This window comes from Variovorax sp. YR752 (genome assembly GCF_943372545.1).
This window is the reverse complement of sequence record NZ_CALRZC010000112.1, coordinates 1-24,944: the sequence shown is the minus strand read 5'-3', so window position 1 is coordinate 24,944 and position 24,944 is coordinate 1. Positions and strand designations below refer to the sequence as shown.

Here is a 24,944-nt window from a genome sequence, read left to right as displayed (position 1 = left end):
CGCGGCATCTCGTCAGCAGCACACGCTTCGTGTTCAACCACGCGATGGCGTTCCGGCGCTCCGGCAAGCCCGAGTACCTGGCGGCGGTGCGCCACGGCCTGGCCTTCCTGCATGCCGCGCATGAACAGCCGCAGGGCGGCTATGCGTGGCAGATCGACTGGCACGAGGGATGTGCCACGGTGCAGGACGGCACCAACCACTGCTACGGCCTGGCCTTCGTGCTGCTGGCCCATGCGCACGCGCTGATGGCCGGCGTGGACGAGGCGCGCGCCGGGCTGGAGGCGAGCTTCGCGCTGATGGAGCAGCACTTCTGGGAGCCGGCGAACGGCCTCTACGCCGACGAGGCTACGCCCGACTGGCGGCTCGGCCCCTACCGCGGCCAGAACGCCAACATGCACTCCTGCGAGGCGATGATGGCCGCGTACGAGGCGACGCGCGATCAACGCTTCCTGCAGCGCGCGCTGGCGCTGGCCGAGTCGGTCACCGGCCGGCTGGCCTCGCTCGCCGGCGGGCTGGTGTGGGAACACTACCGCCTCGGCGCCGACGGCCAGTGGTCGGTCGACTGGGACTACAACCGCGACGACAAGACCAACATCTTCCGCCCCTGGGGTTTCCAGACCGGCCACCTGACCGAGTGGGCCAAGCTGCTGATGCAGCTCGAGCGCTGGCTGCCCGAGGCGCAGCGGCCGGCCTGGCTGCTGCCGCGCGCGCGCCACTTCTTCGACACCGCGATGGCGCGCGGCTGGGACGCCGAGCATGGTGGCCTGGTCTACGGCTTCGACCCGGACGGTGCGGTATGCGACGGCGACAAGTACTTCTGGGTGCAGGCCGAGAGCTTCGCCGCCGCGGCGCTGCTGGCCGTGCGCAGTGGTGATGCGTCCTGCTGGGAGTGGTACGAGCGCATCTGGGCCTATGCCTGGCAGCACTTCGTCGACCACGAACACGGCGCCTGGTACCGCATCCTCGCGCCCGACAACCGCAAGCTGAGCGACGAGAAGAGCCCGGCCGGCAAGACCGACTACCACACCATGGGCGCCTGCTACGACGTGCTGCGCGGCCTGGGCGCTTGAAGTTAGTCAAATTTTCAGAACGTTGACGTCATCCGTGGGCCGCTGATCGTGCCGGGATGTACGCCTAAAGTTCACTCCGTGCACAGAACACCTCGGGCAACGCGGATCGGCAACCCCATTCACGGAGCATTGAAAATGATTGATTCCTTCAAGACCCCCCTGATCGTCGTCGGCCGCGTGCTGCTGGCGCTGATGTTCATCCTCGCCGGCTGGGGCAAGCTCACCGGCATCGAAGGCACGGCCGGCTACATCGCCAGCGGCGGGCTGCCCTTCGCCACCGCGCTGGCAGTGATCGTCGGCGTGCTCGAACTGTTCGGCGGCATCGCCATCGCGGTCGGCTTCCAGGCCCGCTGGGCGGCACTGGCGCTGGGCCTGTTCACGCTGGCCGCGAGCCTGCTGTTCCACAAGTTCTGGGCCGTGCCTGCCGAGCAGGCGATGGTGCAGCAACTGATGTTCATGAAGAACCTGTCGGTGGCCGGTGGCCTGTTCCTGCTCGCCGCGCTGGGCACCGGCCCGGCCAGCTTCGACGCACGCCGCAAGGCCTGATCGGGCCGAGGCCGGCCCATCAAACCCGCGCAGGGCGACCTGCGCGGGTTTTGTGCCACAGTGGCGGCCGACTCGCTGACCCCGGAATGCCACCATGCGAATGCTGTTCGTCGCCGACCCGCTGGAACACTTCAAGATCGTCAAGGACAGCACCTTCACGATGCTGCGCGAGGCTGCGAAGCGCGGCCACACGCTCTACGCCTGCGAACCGCAGGACCTGGTGTGGCAACTCGGCGGCAAGGTGACGGCTCGCATGCGCCAGGTGACGCTGACCGGTGGCGACGAGCCCTGGTTCGTCGAACAGGCCACGCCGACGCTGGCACTGGCCGAACTCGACGCGGTGGTGATGCGCAAGGACCCGCCCTTCGACAGCGAGTACTTCTACGCCACCCATCTGCTGCAGCAGGCCGAGCGCGAAGGTGCGCGTGTCTTCAACAAGCCGGCGGCGCTGCGCGACCACCCCGAGAAGCTCGCCATCCTCGAGTTCCCGCAGTTCATCGGCCCGACGCTGGTGACGCGCGACGCGGCCGAGATCAAACGCTTCCACGCCGAGCACCGCGACGTGATCCTCAAGCCGCTGGACGGCATGGGCGGCATGGGCATCTTCCGTGTCGGCCCGGACGGCCTGAACCTCGGCAGCATCACCGAGACGCTCAACAAGGGCGGTGCGCAGACGGTGATGGTGCAGCGCTACCTGCCGGAGATCGTGCAGGGTGACAAGCGCATCCTCGTCATCGGCGGCGAGCCGGTGCCGTTCTGCCTGGCGCGCATTCCGCAGGGCAGCGAGATCCGCGGCAACCTGGCGGCCGGCGGGAAGGGCGTGGCGCAGCCGCTGTCGGCGCGTGACCGCGAGATCGCCACCGCGCTCGGCCCCATCCTCGCCGCACGCGGGCTTCTGCTCGTCGGCCTCGACGTGATCGGCGACTGCCTCACCGAGATCAACGTCACCAGCCCGACCTGCTTCCGCGAGATCGCCGACCAGACCGGCTTCGACGTCGCGAAGATGTTCATCGACGCGTTGGAAGCCTCGCTCGGTCGCGGATGAAGAGCGCCAACCGCCTGTCGGCCACCGAGGCTGCGAGTGCACTGGCGCGCCGCGAACTGAGCGCGGAAGCCCTGCTGCGCGACTGCCTCGACCGCATTGCCGAGCGCGAGGAGCAGGTGCGCGCCTTCGTCTACCTCGACGCCGAGGGGGCGTTGGAGCAGGCCCGCGCACTCGATGCCGGCCCGCTCCGCGGCCCGCTGCACGGCCTGCCGCTGGGCGTGAAGGACATCTTCGACACCTTCGACCTGCCCACCGAATGCGGCTCGCCCATCTTTGCCGGCCACCGCCCGCGGGTCGACGCCGCCGCTGTGGCGCTGTGCCGCGAGGCCGGTGCGATCGTGCTCGGCAAGACCGTCACCACCGAACTGGCCAACATGACGGCCGGCGTGACGCGCAACCCCTTCAACCCGGCACACTCGCCCGGCGGTTCGTCGAGCGGCTCGGCCGCCGCAGTGGCCGACTTCATGCTGCCGCTGTCGCTGGGCACGCAGACGGCCGGCTCGCTGATCCGACCGGCGGCTTGCTGCGGCATCGTCGGCATCAAGCCGAGCTTCGGGCGTGTGCCGCGCGCCGGCGTGAAGCCGAACGCGGATTCGATGGACACCGTCGGCGGCTTCGGTCGCACGGTGGCCGATGCGGCGCTGCTCGCCTCGGTGCTGACGGGCGATGCGCGGCTGCGCGAGCAGCGGCTGCCCGATACGCTGCGCATCGGCCTCGTCCAGGGGCCGGACTGGGCGCAGGCCGAGGCCGACGTGGTCGCCTGCTGGCAGCAGGCCGTTAGCGCGCTCGCGCCGCAGGCCGCGCGCTGCGAGGATGCCGCGCTGCCGGCCGACTTTGCCGATGTGGCCGCAGTGCAGGCGGCGATCCAGGCGCACGAGACCGCCGCCGCTCTGACCGACGAGCACCGCCGCCACCGCCAGGGGCTCAGCCCGGCGCTGGTCGAACTGCTCGACCGCGGCCGCGCGATCGATGCCGTGGCAGTCGCTGCGCACCAGGCCCGCGCCGCGCGCTGGCGCACCGGGATCGGCGCGCTGTTCGAACGCTACGACGTTCTGCTCACGCCCAGCGCCGTCGACGAAGCGCCCGACGGCCTTCAGTTCACCGGCGACCCGCTCTTCTGCCGGCCCTGGAGCCTGCTCGGCCTGCCCTGCGTGCACCTGCCCTTCGCCACCGGCGCCACCGGGTTGCCGGTCGGGCTGCAGCTGGTGGGGCGGCATGGCGACGACCATCGCCTGATGGCCGCGGCGCAGTGGTGCATGGACCGGCTCAGTTGATGAAGTGAAGCTCGCGGAAGCGTTGACGGAACGCTTCCACATCGGGCGACACCTGTTCCGGCGCATCGCCCAGCGCTCGCACGATCAGTGAAGCGAGCTCGTCCATGTGCTCGGGCTTCATGCCCAGCCGCACGATCTCCGGCACGCCCAGGCGCAGGCCATTGATGTCTCCGGCCACCGGCGCGATCGGCAGGCCGATGCCGCAGGCCAGCAGCCCGGCCAGCGCCATGCGCTTCGCTGCGGCCTGGCCGCCTCCCCAGCGCGCCGCCTCGATCGCGAACTGGTGCGAGGTGGTCGCACCCTTGTCGATCGCATAGACCGGCAGGCCCAGGCGATGCAGTGCCTGGGCGAGGGCCTGGGCGGTGTCGCACATCGCCTGCGCATACGCCGTGCCGTGCCGTTTCCAGTCGACCAGCGTGACCGCCAGCGCCGCCACCTTGCCGGCGTCGAAGTTGGCTGTCAGGCCTGGATAGGCGATCGCGTCGAGCCGCTCGGCAATCGCTGCATCGTTGCTGACCACCAGCCCACCCGGCGGGCCGCCCAGGCTCTTGTAGGTGCTCATCGTCATCGCATAGGCCCCCAGCGCGAGCGGGTTGGCCCAGCTGCGGCCGGCAACCATCCCGGACAGATGTGCCGCGTCGAACAGCAGCTTGGCGCCGACCTCGTCGGCGATCTCGCGCATCGGCGCCACCGGGTGCGCGAACAGGTTCAGGCTGCCGCCGGCGGTGATCAGCGCCGGCCTGACCTCGCGCGCCAGCCTGCGCAGTGCCGCCACGTCGACGGTGTAGCCGTCGGCGAGCACCGGCGCGTGGACTGTCTTCAGCCCGTACAGGCCGGCCGCGCCGGCGGCGTGGTGGGTGACGTGGCCGCCGATCTCGGCCGGCGGCGCGATGATCGTGTCGCCCGGATGGCAGGTCGCCATGAAGACGTAGAGATTGGCCAGCGCACCCGAGGCCACGCGCACTTCCGCATAGCGCGCGTCGAAGACCTCGGCGGCCAGTTCGGCGCAGATCACCTCGATGCGCTCGATCGCGTCCAGCCCCATCTCGTACTTGTCGCCGGGGTAGCCGAGCGAGGCGCGCGAGCCCAGGCCCGAAGCCATCATCGCTTCGGCGCGCGGGTTCATCACGTTGCTCGCCGGGTTGAGGTTGATGCCGCGCAGGTCGTGGATGCGCCGGTTCTCGGCGACGAGCTGGGCGATCTCGTGGAAGATCGCCTCGCTGTCGCGCGTCGCGGTGGCGGCGGCGATGGACTGCACGAGGTCTTCGCAGGGCGCGGGCACCCAGGGGCGGCGAGCGAGCATGGCGGGCGATCGGCTGATCGGGCGGTGGCGATGGAGGTCATCGTACGCCCGGCGACAATCGGGGCATGGCTGTTCTCTCGCTCTCCAACGCACACCTCGCCTTCGGGCACGTCGCCCTGCTCGACGGCGCCGGCTTCTCGCTCGAATCCGGCGAACGGCTCGGCCTGATCGGCCGCAACGGCGCCGGCAAGTCCTCGCTGCTGAAGATCATTGCCGGGCTGGAGAAGCCCGACGACGGGCTGCTGCAGGTCACGCAGAACCTGCGCATCCGCTACGTGCCGCAGGAGCCGAGCTTCGATGCGTCCGCCAGCGTGTTCGACATCGTCAGCGAGGGCGTGGCCGAGGCCAAGGCCGTACGCGCTGCCTACGAGGAGCATGCACCCGGGGTGGACCTCGATGCGCTGCAGACGCGCATCGAGGCGCTCGATGCCTGGAACTGGGAGCAGCGCGTCGACACCACGCTGCACCAGTTGCACCTCGACGGCGCGCGCATCGTCGGTGAGCTCAGCGGCGGCATGAAGAAGCGCGTCGCGCTGGCGCAGGCACTGGTCGCGGTCCCCGACGTGCTGCTGCTCGACGAGCCGACCAACCACCTCGACCTCGATTCGATCGCCTGGCTGGAGGAACTGCTGCGCGACTTCAAGGGCGCGGTGATGCTGATCACCCACGACCGCGCCTTCCTCGACAACGTGGCCACGCGCATCATCGAGCTCGACCGCGGCACGATCCGCAGCTACCCGGGCAACTTCAGCGCCTACGAGAAGCTGAAGGAGGATCAGTTGGCCGCCGAGGCGCTGGCCAGCGCACGCGCCGACAAGCTGCTGGCACAGGAGGAGGTGTGGATCCGCAAGGGCGTGGAGGCGCGGCGCACGCGCAGCGTGGCGCGCATCCAGCGCCTCGAGGTGCTGCGCGCGCAGCGCCAGGCACGGCGCGACTCGCTCGGCCAGGTGCGGCTGGAGGTCGACAGTGGCGTGCCCAGCGGCAAGCTCGTGGCGGAGCTGAAGGACGTCGGCATGCGCTTCGGCGACAAGGTGATCGTCGACGACTTCAGCGCCACCATCCTGCGCGGCGACAAGGTCGGCCTGATCGGCCCGAACGGCGTCGGCAAGACCACGCTGCTCAAGCTCATCCTCGGCGAGCTCAAGCCGACCTCGGGCACGGTGCGCCAGGGCACGCGGATCGAGGTCGCCTACTTCGACCAGATGCGCAGCGCACTCGATCTGGACGCGACGCTGGCCGACACCATCAGCCCGGGCAGCGAGTGGATCGAGGTGGGCGGGGCGCGCAAGCACGTGATGAGCTACCTGAACGATTTCCTGTTCTCGCCCGAGCGCGCCAACTCGCCGGTGCGCACGCTGTCCGGCGGCGAGCGCAACCGCGTGCTGCTGGCGCGCCTGTTCGCGCTGCCGGCCAACGTGCTGGTGCTCGACGAGCCGACCAACGACCTCGACATCGACACGCTGGAACTGCTCGAGGAACTGCTGCAGAACTATCCCGGCACGGTGTTCCTGGTCAGCCACGACAGGCGCTTTCTCGACAACGTGGTGACCAGCACGATCGCCTGGGAGGGTGACGAATCACCCGGGCTGTGGCGCGAGTACGAGGGCGGCTACGAGGAATGGCGGACCCAGCGAGCGCGCGCCCGGAAGCTGCGCGAGCAGGCCGCAGCGCGCAGTGCGCCGGTCGAGAAGGCGAAGCCCGCGGCCGCGCCGGCCTCCGCCCCAGTGGGGGCGCCCGCGCCCAAGGCGCGCAAGCTCAGCTACAAGGAGCAGCGCGAACTCGACGAACTGCCGCGCCGCATCGAGGCGCTGGAAGCCGAGCAGAAGGTGCTCAACACCCTGCTGGCCGACCCGCAGAGCTACGTGAAGGATCCGCAGCGAACGACCGCGGCGAACAAGCGGGTCGCCGAGATCGACGACGAACTGATGGCCGCGCTGGAGCGCTGGGAGGCGTTGGGGGCGCGCTAGAACCAGCCGTCGCGCACCGCATCCGGGTGCGAGCGGCTGACGATCAGCCCCGACTGCAGGTACAGCGCGTTGAGCAGGCGCGTCGCCCGCTCGCGGTCCATGCCCGGCCAGTCGGACATCTCGCGCAGCGAGGCGCCTTGCCGCGCCAGGCGCTGGATCGCTGCCACCAGGGCGCCGCTGGCCGGCAGCGAGGACACATCCAGCCCCGGCGCCACGCGGTAGACCGCCGGGCCGGCGATCTCGGGCAGCAACTCGCGGCGCAGGCCGCGCATGGCCAGTTCCCACAGCAGTGGCGCCAGCGGGTAATGCGCCTCCTCGGCACCGACCAGCGGCGAGTGGGTGTCACCGGGCGGGTGCAGCAGCGCCGGCTCGACGTGCATCACTTTCAGGTCCAGCAGCGGCTTGCCGACCAGTTCCTCCGGCGGCACCGGGCAGTGCACCAGGCGCTCCTGCGCGAATACCGTCAGCGGCACGACGCGGTCGCCACTCTGCAGGTGGATGGTGACGCGTTTGCCGTGGCGTACGCAGGCAGCCATCACCTCGACCACCTCGGAGTCGGCACCGTCTTCCCCGAAACGCAGCAGGTCGGCCTTCAGCGAGGGGCTGAGCTGCGAGATGCGCGTGCTGATGCCGCCGGCCTCCGTGCGCATCTCGTCGAGGTAGCGCTGGTAGGCGCTCGCGCGCATCAACTCCGGCTCGCCGATCGGAATCGTGGGCTGGAACAGTTCGCTGTTGATCACCGGCGCATTCTCTCTCGTTACCGATGGTCACGAAAGGGGCTGCAGCGACTCGCGTGCCCGTTCGAGCGCCTGCCAGAAGCGGGCGTCCTGCGTGGTGGCGAAGTTGATGCGCATCAGCGTGGTCGGTCGGTGGGTGGCATGAAACAACGCGCCGGGGGCGATCAGCCAGCCGTCGTCATGCATGCGCTGAGCCAGGCGCTCGGTGTCCACGCCGGTATCGACCCAGCCGAACAGCCCGCGGGGCTCGGCAGCGAATCGACACCCGTGGGCGCGCGCAAGTTCCACTGCCCGGCCGCGTGCGGCGTCCAACAGGCGTTGCACCCGCTCGGCATGCCGCCTCAGCAGACCATGCTCCAAACAGTGAGCGAGCGCCAACTCTGTCATCGACGGTGTGGTCAGTGTAGAGAGCAGCTTGGTATCGATCAGCCGGTCGACCAGCCGCGCCGGCGCGGCGATGTAGCCGACGCGCCAGCTCGGCGTGAGGATCTTCGAGAAACCCGAGACGTAGACGGTGCGCTCCAGTGCATCCAGCGCCGCCAGCCGGGGCAGGTGCGCCGGCGCGAGGTGGGCGTAGGTGTCGTCCTCGACGATCGCGAAGTCGTGGGTCTGCGCCAGCTGCAGCACCTTGTGCGCCGACTGCAGGCTCAGCGAGGCACCGGTCGGGTTGTGCAGCACCGAGACGGTCACGTACAGGCGCGGCTTCGCGCCTTCCGGCTGGGCCTCGATCAGCCGCTGCATGGTCGCCAGGTCCGGCCCCTCGGGCCCGCGCGGCACCGGCAGCATGCGCAGCCCCAGCGCCGCCAGCCGCGCGTATTCGACCGACCAGCCGGGTTCGTCGACCAGCACCGTGTCGCCGGCCTTCAGCAGCGTGCGGGTGACGATGTCCAGCGCGTGGGTGGCGCCGACGGTCGTGACGATCTGCTCGGCGCTCGCCGCGATGCCGTGGTCCGCCAGTCGCGCTGCCAGCGCGCGGCGCAGGCGCTGCTCGCCGGCCGGTTCGCCGTACTGCAGGGCGGTGCGTCCGAGCTGGGTGCTGACCTTGCGCATCGCGGCGGCCAGCAGCGCCGGGTCCAGCCACTCCGCAGGCAGTGTGCCCAGGCCCGGCATGGGCTGCGAGCCCGGCGGCTGGAACATGCCGCGGATCAGCGTGGTCGCGCTGATCGGCAGCGGCGAGCGTGCTTGTGGCGCCTGCCGGGCCACGCCCGGCGCCGGCTCGGCCAGCGGCGGGCGCACGAAGAAGCCACGTTGCGCGCGGGCCTCGACCAGGCCCTGTGCGAGCAGCTGGTCGTAGGCCGCGACCACCGTGGTCGGGCTGACCTCGTGGCGGCGCGCGCATTCACGCACCGAGGGCAGCCGCGCGCCCGGCGCCAGCAGGCGGGCGCGGATGCGCTCGGCGAAGCGGGCGGCGAGCTGGTCGGTCAGCGTGCTGTCGGCCTGGCGGGACAGCTGCGTGGCGCCGGGCACGGCGGCAGGGTCGGCGTTGGCGCGGGCGGAGGCATCGAGCATGGCTTGTGCTGGCGCGTCAATCAGTACAGTGGATGAGCAGTGCGCAGAAAGTGTACTGCTACTGTGCTGGTTCGATGTCTAGACTGTGGGCATGTCCGCTGAAGAACTCGCCGCCCTGCTGAGCTTCGCGACGGCGATGAGCTTCACGCCCGGGCCGAACACGACCCTGTCGACCGCGCTGGGTGCGAACCTCGGTCTGCGCCGCGCGCTGCCCTTCATCGTCGCAGTGCCCGCCGGCTGGACCTTGCTGATGTTGCTGTGCGGGCTCGGCCTGGCGGCGCTGGTGCTGGCCGTGCCCTGGCTGCGCCTGGCGGTCAAGTTCGGCGGCATCGCCTACCTGGTCTGGCTGGCCTGGAAGCTGGCTGCGGTGCGCCGCCTCGGCGAGGCCGACCCGGCGCGGCTGCAGGTCGGCTTCTGGCAGGGCGTGGGCCTGCAGTTCCTCAACATCAAGGCCTGGATGCTGGCGCTGGCGCTGGCGGCCGGCTGGGTGACCAGCGCCGGTGCGCTGCCCGCGCCCAACCCCGGCGAGCGGCTGGCGATCGTCTGCGCAGTGATGGTCGGCTTCGCGCTGACCAGCAACCTCGCCTATGCGCTGGCCGGTTCGCTGCTGCGCGGCTGGCTGGCGCAGGGAAACCGGCTCGTGATCTTCAACCGCGTGATGGCGGCCGTGTTGCTGGCCACCGCCGCCTGGCTCGTCGCCGCATGAACGCCACGCCCTCCCGCCACGACGAGGCGCGCGGCCTGTGGCTCGGCCTGCTCGGCGTGCTGATCTTCGCGATGACGCTGCCGATGACGCGGCTGGCTGTCGGCGCGGCCGACGATCCGCAGTTGCCGCCGCTGTTTGTCACGGCCGGCCGCGCCGGCTTCGCCGGGCTGCTCAGCATCGCCTACCTCTGGCTCACGCACGCGCCGCTGCCGCGGCGCGAGCAACTCGGCGCCTTCGCGGTCTCGGCGCTGGGCACCGTGGTCGGTTTTCCGCTGTTCCTCGCGCTGGCGCTGCGCCACGTCGACGCGATGCACGCGGCGGTGGTCACCGGGCTGCTGCCGCTGGCCACCGCGCTGGCGGCGGCGCTGTGGTTCCGCCAGCGCCCGTCGCTCGGCTTCTGGGCCTGCGCCGGCGTTGGCTGTGCGCTGGTGGCCGGCTTCGCGCTGCTGCAGGGCAGCGGGCGGCTGTCGCTGGCCGATGCGCTGCTGCTCGGTTCGGTGGCCAGCGCCGCGGTCGGCTACGTGGCCGGCGCGCGGCTGGCGGCGCAGATGCGCGCCGAGCAGGTGATCTGCTGGGTGCTGGTGCTCAGCCTGCCGCTGACGCTGCCGCTGACCGCGGTGTCCTGGCCGGTGCAGCCGGTGCGCGCCGCGTCCTGGGGTGCCTTCGGCTACGTCACGCTGTTCTCGATGTGGCTGGGCTTCTTCGCCTGGTACCGCGGCCTGGCGCTCGGCGGCACGGTGCGCGTCAGCCAGGTGCAGCTGGTGCAGCCCTTCCTGTCGCTGCTGTTCGCCGTGCCGCTGCTCGGCGAGCGGCTCGAACCGCTCACCGTCGCGTTCGCGCTGGCGGTGATCGCCACGGTGTTCGTCGGCAAACGTCTGCCGGCACACCGGCCCGTTGCTCCTCTTCCCCGCGACATCCCCCTCGAAAGACAGGCATGAGCTTCCAGCTGGCACGGCGCGCCGAGCGCATGAACCCCTCGGTCATCCGCGAGATCCTGAAGGTCACCGAGCGCCCGGGCATCGTCTCGCTGGCCGGCGGCCTGCCCTCGCCGGAGAGCTTTCCGGTCGAGGCAATGCGCGCGGCCTGCGAGCGCGTGCTGCGCGACACGCCGAAAGAGGCGCTGCAGTACGCCGCCAGCGAAGGCTTCGCGCCGCTGCGCGAATGGGTGGCGGCGGAGATGAGCGCGCGCGGCCTGGTGGCCGATGCCGCGCTGGTGCTCATCACCACTGGCTCGCAGCAGGGCCTGGACCTTGCGGCCAAGGTGCTGCTCGATGCCGGCAGCGGCGTGGCGGTCGAGCGGCCCACCTACCTCGGCGCGCTGCAGGCCTTCGCGCCCTACGAGCCGGAGGTGGTGTCGGTCGAGTGCGACGACGACGGCCCGCTGCCCGGGGCGCTGAGCGTGGCGCGCGGTGCGCGCTTCCTCTATCTGCTGCCCAACTTCCAGAACCCGAGCGGACGCTGCATGAGTGCGCAGCGTCGTGTCGCGCTGTCGGCGGCGTTGCAGGCGCTGGGCCTGCCGGTCGTCGAGGACAACCCCTACGGCGACCTGTGGTTCGACAGCGAACCGCCGCCGCCGCTGGCCACGCAGCGGCCCGAGGACACGGTCTACCTCGGCTCCTTCTCGAAGGTGCTCGCGCCGGGGCTGCGCCTGGGCTACCTGATCGCGCCGAAGGCGATCTTCCCCAAGCTGCTGCAGGCCAAGCAGGCGGCCGACCTGCACACGCCGGGCTTCAACCAGCGTGTGGTGCACGAGGTGATCCGCGACGGATTCCTGCGCGAGCACGTGCCGACGGTGCGCGCGCGCTACAAGAGCCATCGCGACGCGATGCGCGCGGCGCTGGAGCGCCACATGCCCGCCGGCTGCCGCTGGAACGTGCCCAGCGGCGGCATGTTCTTCTGGGTCGAACTGCCCGAGGGCATGGATGCGACCGCGCTGCTGCCCAAGGCGGTCGAGCGCGGCATGGCCTACGTGCCCGGTGCGGCCTTCTTCGCCGACCATGCGAAGGCCAATACGCTGCGGCTGAGCTTCGTCACCGTGCCGCCACAGGAGATCGAACACGGCGTCGCGCTGCTGGCGCAGATGCTGAAGGAGAACCAATGAGCACGCGCCGCTTCACGCAACTCGACGTCTTCACCGCCACGCCGCTGAAGGGCAACCCGCTCGCGGCGGTGCACGACGCCGACGGCCTGAGCGACGCGCAGATGGCCGCCTTCGCGCGCTGGACCAATCTCAGCGAGACCACCTTCCTGCTGCCGCCCACCGAGCAGGGTGCCGACTACCGGGTTCGCATCTTCACGCCGGACCGCGAGCTGCCCTTCGCCGGCCACCCGACGCTCGGCTCCTGCCACGCCTGGCTGGCCGCCGGCGGCGTCGCGCGGGATGCCGAAGAAGTGGTGCAGCAGTGCGGCGTCGGCCTGGTTCGCATCCGCCGCGACGGTTCGCGGCTCGCCTTCGCCGCGCCGCCGCTGCGCCGCCACGGCGCGGTCGACGAGGCGACGCTGGCCCAGATCGCCCGCAGCCTGCGCATTCCGCGCGACGCGATCCGCGCCTCGAACTGGGTGGACAACGGCCCCGGCTGGGTGGCGGTGATGCTCGGTTCGCGCGACGAGGTGCTGGCGCTGAAGCCGGACTTCGCGGCGATGGGCGCGCTCGAGGTCGGCGTCGTCGCGCCCTGGCCGGGCGGCGAGGCCGACTTCGAGGTGCGCGCCTTCGTGCCGACATTGGGCGTGCCGGAGGATCCGGTGACCGGCAGCCTCAACGCCGGCCTGGCGCAGTGGCTGATCGGCGCCGGCCTCGCGCCGTCGCGCTACGTCGCCTCGCAGGGCACGGCGATGGGCCGCGCAGGGCGGGTGTTCGTCGAGCAGCGTGGGGACGATGTCTGGATCGGTGGCGACAGCGTGGCCGTGGTGACCGGCCAGGTGTTGTTGTGAGCTGGTCCGTCGACCACCTGGTGATCGGCGCCGCGTCGCTCGAGCAGGGCGCCGCCTGGTGCGCCGCGACGCTCGGCGTGCTGCCCGGCCCGGGCGGCAAGCACCCGTTGATGGGGACGCACAACCTGCTGCTGGCGCTGGCCGCGCCGGCCTTTCCGCGCTGCTACCTGGAGATCATCGCCATCGAGCCGCAGGCCGAGGCGCCCGCGCACAGGCGCTGGTTCGACCTCGACGACGTGGCGCTGCGCGCGACGCTGGCGGCCGCGCCGCGGCTGATCCACTGGGTGGCGCGCTGCGACGATGTCGTCGCCGAATGCGCGGCCCTGCGTGGCGCCGGCATCGATCGTGGCGAGGTGCTGCAGGCCGAGCGCGACACCCCGCGCGGCCTGCTGCGCTGGCGCATCGCGGTGAGGCCGGATGGCGCGCGGCTGGCTGGCGGTGCGCTGCCCACGCTGATCCAGTGGGGCGAGGTGCATCCGGCCGACAGCCTGGCGGCGAGCGGGCTGCAGCTCGAATCGCTCTCGGTCGGCGCCTTGCCGCAGGTGGTGGCGAGCCGTCTGCCGGGCAGCGTGTCCACGCATGAAACCTTCGCGGCCACGCTGGCCACGCCGCTGGGCCGCGTGCGGCTGGAGGGGGCCGCATGACTTCCTTGCCCGACCGCGCCTCGCTCGAGGCCGCACTGCATCTTGTGCGCGAAGCCATGCCGCCGACGCCGCAGCAGCGCTGGCCGCTGCTCGACGCGCGCTGCGGCGCGCAGGTCTGGGTCAAGCACGAGAACCACACGCCGGTGGGCGCCTTCAAGGTGCGCGGCGGCCTCGTCTACATCGACGCGCTGCGCCGTCGCGAACCCGGCGTGCGGGCAGTGATGAGCGCCACACGCGGCAACCACGGCCAGTCGATCGCCTTCGCGGCGGCGCGCCACGGCCTGGCCGCGACCATCGTCGTGCCGCACGGCAACTCGGTGGAGAAGAACGCCGCGATGGGCGCGCTCGGCGCCGAACTGATCGAGCACGGCGAGGACTTCCAGGCCGCGCGCGAGCATGCGGCGGCGCTGGCCGCCGAGCGCGGCGCGCACATGGTGCCCTCGTTCCACGACGACCTGGTGCGCGGCGTGGCCAGCTACTGGATGGAGTTCTTCGGCCATTTCGCCGCCGGCGACGAGCCCGAGGTGGTGTTCGTTCCGATCGGCCTCGGTTCGGGCATCTGCGCCTGCGCGGCGGCGCGCGCGGCCAGCGGCGCTCGTACGCGCATCGTCGGCGTGGTGTCGGCGCATGCGCCGGCCTACCGGCTCTCCTTCGAAGCAGGCCGGCCGATCGAGGCACCGGTGAGCACGCTGATTGCCGACGGCATGGCCTGCCGCGTGCCCGAGCCGGAGGCGCTGGCGATCATCCGCCGCGAGGTGGATCAGATCGTCGCGGTCGACGACGACGAGGTCCGCGCGGCGATGCGGGCGCTGTTCGCCGACACGCACAACGTTGCCGAAGGCGCCGGCGCGGCGGCGCTGGCCGCGCTGTTGCAGCAGCGCGATCGCTGGGCCGGCCGGCGCGTCGGCCTCACGCTCAGCGGCGGCAACGTCGACAGCGCGCAGTTCGCGCAGGTGCTCGCCCCGCGCTGAGCGCCGCCGGCGCCATTCCCGAGCGATCCGCTCTGCGGTTATCGTGCGGGCTGCGACGCCATGAAGAACCCTGCGCGATGACATCGGATCCGGCCCCCGACATTCGCCTCGTCGTGCCCGAGGGCGCCGAGGCGATCGACGCGACCCGCACGATCTTCCGCGAGTACGCCCAAGGGCTCGGCGTCGACCTGTGCTTCCAGAACTTCGACGCCGAACTGGCCGGCCTGCCCGGCGAGTACGCCGCGCCCGCCGGGCACCTGCTGCTCGCGCTGGTCGACGGCGAGGTGGCCGGCTGCGGCGGCTTCCGGGCGCTGGCCGACGCCGACCACGCCAACGCCTGCGAGATGAAGCGCCTGTACGTGCGGCCGGCCTTCCGCCGCTTCGGCCTGGGCCGGCGCATCGCCGAGGCGCTGATGGACGAGGCGCGCCGCATCGGCTACTCGGTGATGCTGCTGGACACGCTGGACGACATGGAGGCGGCGCGCGAGCTCTACACCTCGCTCGGGTTCGCCGAGACCGCGCCGTACTACTACAACCCGATTCCGGGCGCACACTACCTGCGGGCCGATCTCGCGGACAGCCTGAGCCGCTACTGAGGAGGAAACCGCCATGAACGCTTTCAAGCACCTGCTCAAGGCTGCTGGCTCTCACCCGCCGGTGGGGACCTGGATCATGTCGGCCAGCCCGCTGCTTGCCGAGGCGACCGGCCACGCCGGCTTCGACTGGGGCGTGATCGACATGGAGCACGCGCCGCTGGACGTGATGGAGGTCGTGCAGGTGCTGCAGGCGCTGTCGGCGACCAAGCTGGTGCCGATCGTGCGCGTGCCCTGGAACGACGCGGTGATGGTCAAGCGTGTGCTCGACGCCGGCGCAACGACGGTCATGTTCCCCTTCGTGCAGGACGCCGCGGAGGCGGCGCGTGCCGTGGCCGCGACGCGCTACCCGCCGCAGGGCATCCGTGGCATGGCCGGCATGAGCCGCGCCAATCGCTTCGGCACCGTGCCGAACTACTTCGGCACCGCCAACAAGCAGATGGGCGTGATCGTGCAGCTCGAGACAGTGCAGGCGCTGCAGCAGCTCGAGGCGATCGCCGCGGTGGACGGTGTCGACGCGCTGTTCATCGGGCCGGCCGACCTGTCGGGCTCGATGGGCCATGCCGGCCAGACCATGCACCCGGCGGTGATGGATCGCATGTCGCAGGCGGTTCTGCGCTGCAAGGCGATCGGCATGCCGGTGGGCACGATCGGCGGCGAGCCGGAATCGGTGGCGCAGTACCGCGCAGCCGGCTTCGACTACGTGGCGGTCGGCTCCGACCTCGGCCTGTTCATGCAGGGCGCACGCTCGGCGATCGCTGCCTTGCGCACGCCCGGCGGCGACCACGTGCACTCGGTGTCCTCCGGGACCAAGGGTTACTGAGCGGCGCCGGCGGGCCGCTTCGGCCCGCTACCGCGCTAGCATGGGCACATGACTGCGCACGCCTCCACCGCCCACAGCTTCGAACTCCACGCCGGCGCACTGCGCCTGGCCCTGCGCGCCGACATCGGCGGCTGCATCGCCGGTTTCTGGCACCGCGAGACGCCCATCCTGCGCGGCGTCGAGCCGGTCGCGCTGACCCACGAGCGCGACGCCGGCAGCTACGCGCTGGTGCCGTACTCCAACCGCATCGGCTACAAGCGCTTCCGCTGGAAGGGGCACGACCACACGACGGCGGCCAACTACGGCGACCATCCGCACTCGATCCACGGCGTCGGCTGGCAGCGGCCCTGGGAGCTGGTGTCGTCCAGCGCCGTCGAGGTGGTGCTGCGCTACCGCCACACGCCCGACGCGCACTGGCCGTTTGCCTTCGAGGCCATGCAGTACTTCGACCTCACGCCGCAGGCGATGCGCACCGAACTGGTGGTGACCAACCTGGCCGACATCGCGCAGCCGATCGGCCTGGGCTGGCACCCCTACTTCCCCAAGCGCGCGCGCAGCCGGCTGCACATCGAGCTGTCCGACCGCTGGGACAACGACCCGACGCTGCTGCCGGTGCGCAAGGTCGCGCAGCCAGGCATCGACAGCGACGTCGCCCACCTCGACTTCGACAACTGCTTCGAAGGCTGGCGCGGCGCGGCGCGCATCCGCGACGAGCGCTTCTCGCTGCAGATGACCTCTTCGCTCGACCGCCTGGTCGTCTATACGCCGCAGGACAAGGACTTTTTCTGCGTCGAGCCGGTCAGCCACGTCAACAACGCCATCCACATGCCCGACCCGCTGGCCCATGGCCTGCGCAGCGTTGCGCCGGGCGAGAGCACCAGCGCCTGGATGCAGATCGACGTCTCCGTGTTGTGATGCAGCGCGAGGCCGACTCCGCCGTGCGGATCGCGGTTGCGCAGGCATCGCTGCTCGGCGAGTCGCCGCTGTGGCACCCGCGCGAGCAGGCGCTCTACTGGTGCGACATCCCGGGCCATCGTCTGAACCGTTTCGACCCGAGCAGCGGCGGGCTCAGTCACTGGGATTTCGAGACCGATGTGGCGAGTTGTGCGCCGATGCTCGATGGCGGCATGCTGCTGGCGATGCGCGACGGCCTGTGGCGGCTGGACCTCGCCAGCGGCGAGCGCAAGCGCCTCGCCAGGCCGACCTACGACCCGACGCAGGAGCGTTTCAACGACGGCAAGTGCGATCCGCAGGGGCGCTTCTGGGTCGGCACGATCTACGAGCCGCGCGATGCCGCCAAGGCGACGTTGCATTGCTGGAACGGCGACAAGCTCGTGCAGCGCGCCGGCGGTGTGACCGTTGCCAATGGCCTGGCCTGGAGCCCGAACGGCCGCACGATGTACTGGAGCGACACCAAGGCCCACACCATCTACGCCTTCGATTTCGAGCCGGGCACCGGCGAGCTCAGCGGCCAACGTGTCTTCGCCCGCTTTCCGCTCAAGCAGGACGGCCAGCCGCTGGAGGACTACGGCGGCCGCCCCGACGGCGCGGCGGTCGATGCCGAGGGCTGCTACTGGGTGGCGATGTTCGAGGGCCAGCGGCTGCTGCGCCTGTCGCCCGCCGGCGAGATCGTTCGCGAGGTCGTGCTGCCGGTGCGCTGCGCGACCATGCCCTGCTTCGGCGGGCACGACCTGAAGACGCTGTACGTCACTACCTCGCGCGAGAAGCGCCCGGCCGCCGAACTCGCGTTGCAGCCCTGGGCCGGCTGCGTGCTCGCGCTGGAGGTCGACGTGCCGGGACTGCCCGCGAGTCTCGCGAGCTGAACGCGCTCAGTCCGAGTACTTGACCGAGCAGCCGTAGGCCTGCGTCACGGGCTGGCTGACCGGCTTGCCCGCGGTGACCTCGGCCACTGCCTGGTTGACGTAGTTGGTCGCGGTCTTGATGTCGGCCGGGTTGGCGGTCGGCTTGCTGTCGATCGCGCCGACGTAGGCCAGCGTGCCCTTCGGGTCGATCACGTACATGTGCGGCGTCGTGCGTGCACCGTAGGCGCGGCCGACCTTGCCATCGGCATCCATCAGCGTGGCAGTGGGCGCGCCGGCCTTGTCCTTCATCCAGCCGGCCAGCGCGGCGGGCTGCAGGTAGTCGCTCGCGCCGGCGTGCGTGGAATTGATGGACAGCCACACAGCGCCCTTGGCCATGGCGCTCTTCTGCGTCGCCGGTATGTTGGCGCTGTCGTAGTGCTTCTTCACGTAGGGGCAGCCGGGATTGACCCACTCGAGCACCACCGTCTTGCCCTTGAAATCGGCCAGCGACACGGTCTTGCCGGATGTGTCGACGGCGCTGAAGGCCGGCGCGCTCTGGCCGACAGCGGCGGCAGCGAACACGGCAGCGGAGAACGACATCGCGGTGGCGACGGCGGCGAGGCGGAACACGGTCTTCATGCGGGACTCCTTTCGTACGGACAGGGTCGAGGGAATGAAAGCCAGGGAATCAGAGACGGGCGAGCGCGTCGCGCACCTCGCGCACGCTGAGGATCTCGCCGAGCAGCTGCGGCGCGCCGTCGCTGCCGTACAGCGCGTAGACCGGCACGCCATTGCGGCCGAAGCCGGCCAGCGCGGCGGTGATGGCGGGGTCGCGGCGTGTCCAGTCGGCGCGCAGCAGCACCACGCCACGCGCGGCGAAGTCGGCCATCACGGCCGGGTCGGCCAGCGTGCTGCGCTTGTTGAACTGGCAGGTCACGCACCAGGCGGCGGTGAAGTCGACGAACACCGGCTTGCCGGCGGCGCGGAGTTCGGCGACACGCTGCTCGCTCCAAGGCTCCCAGGCCGAGCCCGCTTCGCCGCTGCGCGTGGCCGTGGCCGCCGAGGCGTGGAAGGACGGCAGCATCCACGACAGCGCGGCCGCCAGACCGAGCGCACCGACCACGCCGAAGGCGGCGCGGGCGATGCCGCCGATGCCCGGCGTTCCGAGCGCCCAGGCGATGAAGGCCAGCGCCAGCAGCACGGCCAGCAGCGCGGCGGCGCCGTCGATGCCGGCCTGCTGGCCGATCACCCACACCAGCCAGACCACGGTGGCGAACATCGGGAAGGCCATCAGCACCTTGAAGCGAACCATCCAGGCGCCGGGCCGCGGCAGCAGTCGTGCCAAGCCAGGCCACAGGCTGGCCGCGAGGTAGGGCAGCGCCATGCCCAGACCGAGCGCGGCGAACACTGCGAGTGCCTGCACGGGAGGCAGGGTGACCGCGAATCCGAGCGAGGCGCCCATGAAGGGTGCCGTGCAAGGCGATGCCACGGCAACCGCCAGCACACCGGTCAGCAGGGAGTCGACCAGCGGATGGCGCGAGCGCAGCGTGGCCAGCGAGCTCGGCAGCACCGAGCCGAACTCGAACACGCCGGCGAGATTCAGGCCGATCAGCGTGAACAGCGCAGCGAGTACGGCAATCACGGCCGGCGACTGCAACTGGAAACCCCAGCCGAGCTGTTCGCCGCCGGCGCGCAGCGCCAGCAGCAGCGCGGCCAGCGCGATGAAGGACAGCACCACGCCGGCGGTGTAGGCCAGGCCGCCGAGCGCGAGGGCGCGGCGGTCGTCGGCGTGCGACGCGAAGCCGATCACCTTCAGCGACAGCACCGGGAACACGCAGGGCATCAGGTTGAGGATGGCGCCGCCGATCAAGGCGAACAGCAGTGCTGCGCCGAGGCCGAGCGGCGCTGTCGACGTGGCGGCGGGTTCGGTGGCGGCCACGGGGGCCGGCGTGGTGCCTGCGGCGGGCCAGCTGCCGGCAATGTCGAAGCCGATGCGGGCGCCGGGCTCGTTGCCGCCGGCGACCAGCACCGCGTCCATGCGCGACGGAGCGTCGATGCGCTGGTCGGACAGCGGCACCTGGATCGTCCAGCGCGGGCCGTCCCAGTTCGCCCGCCGCGGCAGGGCGTTGTCGAGCACACCCGGAGCCTCGGGGAAGAACTCGATCGCCTTGCCGGCCCACTCGGCCGGCAGCCCACTGACCTCGAGGGTCAGGCCTGCGCCGCTCACCGTGGCCGAGGCCTTCGCGCTCGCCAGCGCCTGCGGCCGGGCCGCAAAGGCTGCCTCGAAGGCTGCGCCCTGGGCAGACCATGCCGAGCGCGCCGGGATGTCGAGCGCGAACTCGCCGGACTCGGGAATGCAGACGTCCTTGCAGACCAGCCAATCAGCGCGCAGCTTCACCGGCAGGGTGTCGGCGCTGAAACCGGCTGGAACTTCCACGCGCACCGGCAACAGCAGCTTGCCCTCGTAGCCGTGGTTCATCAGCGGGCCGATCGGCAGACGCTGCGGCGTCGGCCAGTCGATCTCGCCCGCCTTGAAGCCTTCAGGCAACGTCCACTGCAACGTGGTCGGCAGGCCCGAGTCGCCGGGGTTCTTCCAGTAGGTGTGCCAGTGCGGCTTGTGGTCGATCGCCAGACCGAGCCAAAGCGTCTGGCCAGCGACGATGCCCTGTGGTGCATGCGCCACCAGTTCGGCGCGCACCTGCTCGGTCGTCACCAGCGCACCGGGTGCAGCGAGCGATGGCAGGGCGGGTGCCAGGAGCAGGAGGGCGAACAGGGAGCGCAGGAAACGCATGGGGCTGCGGGCAGGGCGGGACACGTCGCGATTGTCGGGGCGAAGGCAGACGGAAGCGTGACGTAAGGCAACTGCCCGACCATGCGCGCCGGCCATGGGTCGGAACCATGCCGCAAAAGCTGACGCAGGCATGTCAAGACCCAGCAGAACCGGGGGTCGGTCGAAATGACCGGGTAACCACGTATAATTCCGAGGCTTTGCTGCAAGCAGACGTATCCAGGCGCCATGACCGACACGATCGACCACGGTGCAAGACACGCCGGCTTTGAAGATGAGGCGACGGATCCGCCTTTCAAGACACTGTCTCGCCAGGAAGCGCAGGCCTTGAGGGCTTCCATTCCCCAGGTCTCGCCCTGGCGGGTCGTTGCGGCGCAGGCCGTGGCGGGTGTGGTGTGCGTGGCCGTGACATGGCTGCTCACGCAGCACAACGGGGCAGTCTGGTCGGCGCTTTACGGCGCGGCCGCTGTGGTGGTGCCGGGTGCCTTGCTGGCGCGCGGAATGACGAGAGGGGTGGGCTCCCCGGTGGCTGCGGCCGCGGGGTTCCTGTTCTGGGAGATGCTGAAGATCGGGGTGGCCATCGCCATGCTCGTGATCGCTGCAAGGGTGGTGCCTGGCTTGAGCTGGCCCACGCTGCTGATCACGATGGTGGTGTGCATCAAGGTGAACTGGGTTGCGCTGCTGTGGCGCGCCCGCTGAGTCAACGAACAAGTTCGAGCAGACAAACATGGCAGCAGAAGGCACAGCACACGCGCCCACCGCCGGTGAGTACATCGTTCACCACCTGCAGCACCTGCAGACGGGCAAGCAGAGCGCGGTGGTCGATTTCTCGGTCATCAACCTCGATTCCGTCTTCTTCTCCGTGACGCTCGGCGTGCTCGGCTGCTGGCTGCTGTGGCTGGCCGCACGCAAGGCGACTTCCGGCGTGCCGGGTCGCTTCCAGGCCGCCGTCGAGGTGCTGGTCGAGATGGTCGATTCGCAGGCCAAGGGCATCGTGCACAACGCCACCAGCCGCAAGCTGGTCGCGCCGCTGGCCCTGACGGTGTTCGTCTGGATCTTCCTGATGAACGCGATGGACCTGCTGCCGGTCGACCTGATCCCGTCCATCTGGCATGCCGTCGGCCCGGCGCTGGGCATGAAGGACTACATGCGCGTCGTGCCGACCGCCGACCTGTCGATCACGATGGGTCTGTCGCTCGGCGTGCTGATCACCTGCCTGGTCTACAACGTCAAGATCAAGGGCGCCGGCGGCTGGATCCACGAGCTGTTCGCCGCGCCGTTCGGGGACAAGTGGTTCCTGTACCCGATCAACTTCCTGATGCAGATCATCGAGTTCGTCGCCAAGACCGTCTCGCACGGCATGCGGCTGTTCGGCAACATGTACGCCGGCGAACTGATCTTCATGCTGATCGCGCTGATGGGCGGCGCCTTCGCGTTGTCGGGCACCGGCATCGCGCTGTTCCTCGGCCACATCATCGCGGGCTCGGTGTGGGCCATCTTCCACATCCTGATCATCACCCTGCAGGCCTTCGTGTTCATGATGCTCACGCTGGTCTACGTCGGTCAGGCCCACGACGCGCACTGAACGCGCAGCTCGTTTTTCCCTTCCCCTTTCTTTTTCAATCCATCAAGGAGCCACCATGGAAGTCATTAGCTTTGTTGCCCTCGCCGCCGGCCTGATCATCGGTCTGGGCGCCATCGGCGCGTGTATCGGCATCGGCATCATGGGCAGCAAGTACCTCGAGTCGGCCGCCCGCCAGCCCGAGCTGATGAACGAACTGCAGACCAAGATGTTCCTGCTGGCCGGCCTGATCGACGCGGCGTTCATCATCGGCACCGGTATCGCGCTGTGGTTCGCCACCGCCAACCCGTTCCTGGCCCAGATCGCCAACCTGCCGAAGTAAGTCGTCGCCGCAAGCGCGCGACATTCCACTGACGACCCAGAGGCAACAACGTGAGCATCAACGCTACGCTGATTGCGCAGTTGATCGTCTTCCTGATCCTGGTGTGGTTCACGATGAAGTTCGTGTGGCCGCCGATCACGAAGGCGCTCGACGAGCGTGCGCAGAAGATCGCCGACGGCCTGTCGGCTGCCGACAAGGCGAAGGCCGACCTCGCCACCGCCAACAAGCGTGTCGAGGAGCAGCTGTCCGCCGCCCGCAACGACGCCGCCCAGCGCCTGGCCGATGCCGAGCGCCTGGCGCAGCAGATGATCGAGGAAGCCAAGGGCCGCGCGTCCGACGAAGGCGCCAAGATCATCGCCGCCGCCAAGGCCGAGGCCGAGCAGGAAGCCATCAAGGCCCGCGAGACGCTGCGTGACCAGGTCGCCGCGCTGGCCGTGAAGGGTGCCGAGCAGATCCTGCGCAAGGAGGTCAACGCCTCCGTGCACGCCGACCTGCTCAACCGCCTGAAGACGGAGCTCTGAGCATGGCCGAGCTGGCAACCATTGCGCGGCCCTACGCAGAAGCGCTGTTCAAGGCGATCGCCCCGAACGACGCGGCGGCCGTGTCGCAGCAGGTGAGCGCGCTCGCCGCGGTCGCTGCCAACGAGCAGGTGCGCCAGTTCGCCGACAACCCCAAGGTGTCGCCGGCGCAGGTGTTCGAGCTGATCACGACGGCGGCCAAGACCTTCCTCGGCGACGGCACGAAGAACCTGCTGCAAACGGTGATCGACAACGGGCGCCTCGCGGCGCTGCCGGAGGTCGCCGCGCAGTACCACGCGCTCGTCAACGCCCGCACGGGTGTCTCCGACGCCACGATCCACAGCGCCTTTCCGATCGATGCGGCGCAGCTCCAGCAGGTGGTGGCCTCGCTGGAGAAGCGCTTCGACCGCAAGCTCAATGCGAGCGTGGTGGTCGATGCGTCGCTGATCGGCGGCATCCGCGTGGTCGTCGGCGACGAGGTGCTCGACACCTCGGTTGCGGCCCGTCTCGAACAAATGAAGGTGGCCCTGTCCGCGTGAGCGTGGCCAGGTCGTCCCGGAGAAAGACATGAACCTCAATCCCGCAGAGATTTCCGAACTGATCAAGAGCCGCATCGAGGGCCTCGGCGCCTCGGCGGACATCAAGAACCAGGGCACGGTGGTGTCCGTGACCGACGGCATCGTGCGCGTGCACGGCCTGTCGGACGTGATGGCCGGCGAAATGCTCGAGTTCCCCGCCACCAAGGACGGCCAGCCGACCTACGGCCTGGCGCTGAACCTGGAGCGCGACTCGGTCGGCGCGGTGATCCTGGGCGAGTACGAGCACATCTCCGAAGGCGACACGGTCAAGTGCACCGGCCGCATCCTGGAAGTGCCGGTCGGCCCCGAGCTGATCGGCCGCGTGGTCAACGCGCTCGGCCAGCCGATCGACGGCAAGGGCCCGATCAACGCCAAGATGACCGATGTGATCGAGAAGGTCGCGCCGGGCGTGATCGCCCGCAAGTCGGTGGACCAGCCGGTGCAGACCGGCCTGAAGTCGATCGACTCGATGGTGCCGATCGGCCGCGGCCAGCGCGAACTGATCATCGGCGACCGCCAGACCGGCAAGACCGCGGTGGCGATCGACACGATCATCAACCAGAAGGGTCAGAACATGACCTGCGTCTACGTTGCGATCGGCCAGAAGGCGTCGTCGATCAAGAACGTGGTGCGCGCGCTCGAGGCCAACGGCGCGATGGAATACACCATCGTCGTGGCCGCCTCGGCCTCCGAATCGGCGGCGATGCAGTACGTGTCGGCCTACTCCGGCTGCACGATGGGCGAGTACTTCCGCGACCGCGGGCAAGACGCCCTGATCATCTACGACGACCTGTCCAAGCAGGCCGTCGCCTACCGCCAGGTCTCGCTGCTGCTGCGCCGCCCGCCGGGCCGCGAAGCCTACCCCGGCGACGTGTTCTATCTCCACAGCCGCCTGCTCGAGCGTGCCGCGCGCGTCAACGCCGACTACGTGGAAGCCTTCACCAAGGGTGAGGTCAAGGGCAAGACGGGCTCGCTGACCGCGCTGCCGATCATCGAGACGCAGGCCGGCGACGTGTCCGCGTTCGTGCCGACCAACGTGATCTCGATCACCGACGGCCAGATCTTCCTCGAGACCTCGCTGTTCAACGCCGGCATCCGCCCCGCCATCAACGCCGGTATCTCGGTGTCGCGCGTGGGTTCGTCGGCGCAGACCAAGCTGATCAAGGGTCTGTCCGGCGGTATCCGTACCGACCTGGCGCAGTATCGCGAGCTGGCTGCGTTCGCGCAGTTCGCCT

At 70.2% G+C, this 24,944-nt stretch carries 26 protein-coding genes; 21 read left to right on the top strand and 5 right to left on the bottom strand.

Annotation, left to right across the window (positions count from 1 at the left end; all coding sequences use genetic code 11):
* The 4 genes from AAG801_RS23710 to AAG801_RS23695 all read left to right on the top strand — a co-directional run.
* The coding region (locus AAG801_RS23710) for an AGE family epimerase/isomerase (RefSeq protein WP_341890573.1) at positions 1–1,070 on the top strand (1,070 nt) is incomplete at its 5' end.
* Between the two features lie 135 nt (positions 1,071–1,205).
* Positions 1,206–1,616 (top strand): DoxX family protein, encoded by a 411-nt coding sequence (locus tag AAG801_RS23705; RefSeq protein ID WP_341890572.1) that lies wholly within the window; start codon positions 1,206–1,208, stop codon positions 1,614–1,616.
* 94 nt (positions 1,617–1,710) lie between these two features.
* Positions 1,711–2,661 carry a glutathione synthase gene (gene gshB, locus AAG801_RS23700; protein WP_341890571.1) on the top strand — a complete coding sequence of 317 codons (951 nt, stop codon included), beginning with the start codon at positions 1,711–1,713 and terminating at the stop codon, positions 2,659–2,661.
* On the top strand, positions 2,658–3,935 hold the full coding sequence (locus tag AAG801_RS23695) for an amidase (RefSeq protein WP_341890570.1): 1,278 nt from the start codon (positions 2,658–2,660) through the stop codon (positions 3,933–3,935). The genes gshB and AAG801_RS23695 overlap by 4 nt, the downstream gene beginning before the upstream one ends.
* On the opposite strand, the gene AAG801_RS23690 is transcribed toward AAG801_RS23695, so the two are convergent.
* A complete protein-coding gene (locus AAG801_RS23690) occupies positions 3,928–5,238 on the bottom strand; it encodes a beta-eliminating lyase-related protein (RefSeq protein WP_341890569.1) in 1,311 nt (436 codons plus the stop codon). The genes AAG801_RS23695 and AAG801_RS23690 overlap by 8 nt on opposite strands.
* A 65-nt stretch (positions 5,239–5,303) precedes the next feature.
* On the opposite strand from AAG801_RS23690, the gene AAG801_RS23685 reads away from it, so the two are divergent.
* Positions 5,304–7,205: an ATP-binding cassette domain-containing protein gene (locus tag AAG801_RS23685; protein ID WP_341890568.1), complete on the top strand. Its 1,902-nt coding sequence runs from the start codon at positions 5,304–5,306 to the stop codon at positions 7,203–7,205.
* Here the strand turns inward: AAG801_RS23685 and AAG801_RS23680 are convergent.
* Positions 7,202–7,945 (bottom strand): hypothetical protein, encoded by a 744-nt coding sequence (locus AAG801_RS23680; RefSeq protein ID WP_341890567.1) that lies wholly within the window; start codon positions 7,943–7,945, stop codon positions 7,202–7,204. The genes AAG801_RS23685 and AAG801_RS23680 overlap by 4 nt on opposite strands.
* Positions 7,946–7,972: 27 nt before the next feature.
* Complete coding sequence (locus tag AAG801_RS23675) at positions 7,973–9,451, bottom strand: PLP-dependent aminotransferase family protein (protein ID WP_341890566.1); 1,479 nt, start codon at positions 9,449–9,451, stop codon at positions 7,973–7,975.
* A gap of 91 nt (positions 9,452–9,542) precedes the next feature.
* Here AAG801_RS23675 and AAG801_RS23670 point away from each other — a divergent pair, with 91 nt between their 5' ends.
* The 10 genes from AAG801_RS23670 to AAG801_RS23625 all read left to right on the top strand — a co-directional run bounded on the left by AAG801_RS23670 (position 9,543) and on the right by AAG801_RS23625 (position 17,942).
* Positions 9,543–10,157, top strand: a complete 615-nt coding sequence (locus AAG801_RS23670) for a LysE family translocator (RefSeq protein ID WP_341890565.1) — start codon at positions 9,543–9,545, stop codon at positions 10,155–10,157.
* The gene (locus AAG801_RS23665; protein ID WP_341890564.1) at positions 10,154–11,095 is read left to right on the top strand and encodes a DMT family transporter; all 942 of its coding nucleotides are present in this window, start codon (positions 10,154–10,156) and stop codon (positions 11,093–11,095) included. The genes AAG801_RS23670 and AAG801_RS23665 overlap by 4 nt, the downstream gene beginning before the upstream one ends.
* Positions 11,092–12,258 (top strand): PLP-dependent aminotransferase family protein, encoded by a 1,167-nt coding sequence (locus AAG801_RS23660; RefSeq protein WP_341890563.1) that lies wholly within the window; start codon positions 11,092–11,094, stop codon positions 12,256–12,258. Before AAG801_RS23665 ends, AAG801_RS23660 begins: the two co-directional genes overlap by 4 nt.
* On the top strand, positions 12,255–13,088 hold the full coding sequence (locus tag AAG801_RS23655; protein ID WP_341890562.1) for a PhzF family phenazine biosynthesis protein: 834 nt from the start codon (positions 12,255–12,257) through the stop codon (positions 13,086–13,088). The genes AAG801_RS23660 and AAG801_RS23655 overlap by 4 nt, the downstream gene beginning before the upstream one ends.
* Complete coding sequence (locus tag AAG801_RS23650; protein WP_341890561.1) at positions 13,085–13,732, top strand: VOC family protein; 648 nt, start codon at positions 13,085–13,087, stop codon at positions 13,730–13,732. The genes AAG801_RS23655 and AAG801_RS23650 overlap by 4 nt, the downstream gene beginning before the upstream one ends.
* A complete protein-coding gene (locus AAG801_RS23645; protein ID WP_341890560.1) occupies positions 13,729–14,703 on the top strand; it encodes a threonine dehydratase in 975 nt (324 codons plus the stop codon). Before AAG801_RS23650 ends, AAG801_RS23645 begins: the two co-directional genes overlap by 4 nt.
* Before the next feature lie 77 nt (positions 14,704–14,780).
* Positions 14,781–15,299, top strand: coding sequence for a GNAT family N-acetyltransferase (locus AAG801_RS23640; protein ID WP_341890559.1), 519 nt, complete (start codon positions 14,781–14,783; stop codon positions 15,297–15,299).
* 13 nt (positions 15,300–15,312) lie between these two features.
* The gene (locus tag AAG801_RS23635) at positions 15,313–16,119 is read left to right on the top strand and encodes an aldolase/citrate lyase family protein (protein ID WP_341890558.1); all 807 of its coding nucleotides are present in this window, start codon (positions 15,313–15,315) and stop codon (positions 16,117–16,119) included.
* A gap of 48 nt (positions 16,120–16,167) precedes the next feature.
* The gene (locus tag AAG801_RS23630) at positions 16,168–17,034 is read left to right on the top strand and encodes an aldose 1-epimerase (RefSeq protein ID WP_341890557.1); all 867 of its coding nucleotides are present in this window, start codon (positions 16,168–16,170) and stop codon (positions 17,032–17,034) included.
* Positions 17,034–17,942: an SMP-30/gluconolactonase/LRE family protein gene (locus AAG801_RS23625; RefSeq protein ID WP_341890556.1), complete on the top strand. Its 909-nt coding sequence runs from the start codon at positions 17,034–17,036 to the stop codon at positions 17,940–17,942. The genes AAG801_RS23630 and AAG801_RS23625 overlap by 1 nt, the downstream gene beginning before the upstream one ends.
* Positions 17,943–17,948: 6 nt before the next feature.
* On the opposite strand, the gene AAG801_RS23620 is transcribed toward AAG801_RS23625, so the two are convergent.
* Both AAG801_RS23620 and AAG801_RS23615 read right to left on the bottom strand, forming a co-directional pair.
* Positions 17,949–18,560 (bottom strand): thioredoxin family protein, encoded by a 612-nt coding sequence (locus AAG801_RS23620; protein ID WP_341890555.1) that lies wholly within the window; start codon positions 18,558–18,560, stop codon positions 17,949–17,951.
* Between the two features lie 49 nt (positions 18,561–18,609).
* Positions 18,610–20,736 carry a thioredoxin family protein gene (locus tag AAG801_RS23615; protein WP_341890554.1) on the bottom strand — a complete coding sequence of 709 codons (2,127 nt, stop codon included), beginning with the start codon at positions 20,734–20,736 and terminating at the stop codon, positions 18,610–18,612.
* Positions 20,737–20,937: 201 nt separating this feature from the next.
* Here AAG801_RS23615 and AAG801_RS23610 point away from each other — a divergent pair, with 201 nt between their 5' ends.
* The 6 genes from AAG801_RS23610 to atpA all read left to right on the top strand — a co-directional run.
* Complete coding sequence (locus tag AAG801_RS23610) at positions 20,938–21,408, top strand: ATP synthase subunit I (RefSeq protein WP_341890553.1); 471 nt, start codon at positions 20,938–20,940, stop codon at positions 21,406–21,408.
* Positions 21,409–21,436: 28 nt separating this feature from the next.
* Positions 21,437–22,294 (top strand): F0F1 ATP synthase subunit A, encoded by an 858-nt coding sequence (gene atpB / locus AAG801_RS23605; RefSeq protein ID WP_341890552.1) that lies wholly within the window; start codon positions 21,437–21,439, stop codon positions 22,292–22,294.
* 55 nt (positions 22,295–22,349) lie between these two features.
* Positions 22,350–22,613, top strand: a complete 264-nt coding sequence (atpE, locus tag AAG801_RS23600) for a F0F1 ATP synthase subunit C (RefSeq protein WP_047501588.1) — start codon at positions 22,350–22,352, stop codon at positions 22,611–22,613.
* Positions 22,614–22,663: 50 nt separating this feature from the next.
* A complete protein-coding gene (locus tag AAG801_RS23595) occupies positions 22,664–23,134 on the top strand; it encodes a F0F1 ATP synthase subunit B (RefSeq protein WP_341890551.1) in 471 nt (156 codons plus the stop codon).
* Between the two features lie 2 nt (positions 23,135–23,136).
* Positions 23,137–23,670, top strand: a complete 534-nt coding sequence (locus AAG801_RS23590) for a F0F1 ATP synthase subunit delta (protein WP_341890550.1) — start codon at positions 23,137–23,139, stop codon at positions 23,668–23,670.
* A 28-nt stretch (positions 23,671–23,698) separates the two neighbouring features.
* A partial coding sequence (gene atpA / locus AAG801_RS23585) for a F0F1 ATP synthase subunit alpha (protein ID WP_341890549.1) occupies positions 23,699–24,944 on the top strand: 1,246 nt, incomplete at its 3' end.

Excerpts from the sequence above, each read along its gene's own strand:
- AAG801_RS23670 (WP_341890565.1), top strand. The coding sequence starts at position 9,543 with ATGTCCGCTGAAGAACTCGCCGCCCTGCTGAGCTTCGCGACGGCGATG.
- AAG801_RS23620 (WP_341890555.1), bottom strand. The coding sequence starts at position 18,560 with ATGAAGACCGTGTTCCGCCTCGCCGCCGTCGCCACCGCGATGTCGTTC.
- AAG801_RS23625 (WP_341890556.1), top strand. The coding sequence starts at position 17,034 with ATGCAGCGCGAGGCCGACTCCGCCGTGCGGATCGCGGTTGCGCAGGCA.
- AAG801_RS23630 (WP_341890557.1), top strand. The coding sequence starts at position 16,168 with ATGACTGCGCACGCCTCCACCGCCCACAGCTTCGAACTCCACGCCGGC.
- AAG801_RS23690 (WP_341890569.1), bottom strand. The coding sequence starts at position 5,238 with ATGCTCGCTCGCCGCCCCTGGGTGCCCGCGCCCTGCGAAGACCTCGTG.
- AAG801_RS23685 (WP_341890568.1), top strand. The coding sequence starts at position 5,304 with ATGGCTGTTCTCTCGCTCTCCAACGCACACCTCGCCTTCGGGCACGTC.
- AAG801_RS23640 (WP_341890559.1), top strand. The coding sequence starts at position 14,781 with ATGACATCGGATCCGGCCCCCGACATTCGCCTCGTCGTGCCCGAGGGC.
- AAG801_RS23660 (WP_341890563.1), top strand. The coding sequence starts at position 11,092 with ATGAGCTTCCAGCTGGCACGGCGCGCCGAGCGCATGAACCCCTCGGTC.
- AAG801_RS23665 (WP_341890564.1), top strand. The coding sequence starts at position 10,154 with ATGAACGCCACGCCCTCCCGCCACGACGAGGCGCGCGGCCTGTGGCTC.
- AAG801_RS23590 (WP_341890550.1), top strand. The coding sequence starts at position 23,137 with ATGGCCGAGCTGGCAACCATTGCGCGGCCCTACGCAGAAGCGCTGTTC.
- AAG801_RS23610 (WP_341890553.1), top strand. The coding sequence starts at position 20,938 with ATGACCGACACGATCGACCACGGTGCAAGACACGCCGGCTTTGAAGAT.
- gshB (WP_341890571.1), top strand. The coding sequence starts at position 1,711 with ATGCGAATGCTGTTCGTCGCCGACCCGCTGGAACACTTCAAGATCGTC.
- AAG801_RS23675 (WP_341890566.1), bottom strand. The coding sequence starts at position 9,451 with ATGCTCGATGCCTCCGCCCGCGCCAACGCCGACCCTGCCGCCGTGCCC.
- AAG801_RS23705 (WP_341890572.1), top strand. The coding sequence starts at position 1,206 with ATGATTGATTCCTTCAAGACCCCCCTGATCGTCGTCGGCCGCGTGCTG.
- atpB (WP_341890552.1), top strand. The coding sequence starts at position 21,437 with ATGGCAGCAGAAGGCACAGCACACGCGCCCACCGCCGGTGAGTACATC.
- AAG801_RS23655 (WP_341890562.1), top strand. The coding sequence starts at position 12,255 with ATGAGCACGCGCCGCTTCACGCAACTCGACGTCTTCACCGCCACGCCG.
- AAG801_RS23645 (WP_341890560.1), top strand. The coding sequence starts at position 13,729 with ATGACTTCCTTGCCCGACCGCGCCTCGCTCGAGGCCGCACTGCATCTT.
- AAG801_RS23695 (WP_341890570.1), top strand. The coding sequence starts at position 2,658 with ATGAAGAGCGCCAACCGCCTGTCGGCCACCGAGGCTGCGAGTGCACTG.
- atpE (WP_047501588.1), top strand. The coding sequence starts at position 22,350 with ATGGAAGTCATTAGCTTTGTTGCCCTCGCCGCCGGCCTGATCATCGGT.
- AAG801_RS23635 (WP_341890558.1), top strand. The coding sequence starts at position 15,313 with ATGAACGCTTTCAAGCACCTGCTCAAGGCTGCTGGCTCTCACCCGCCG.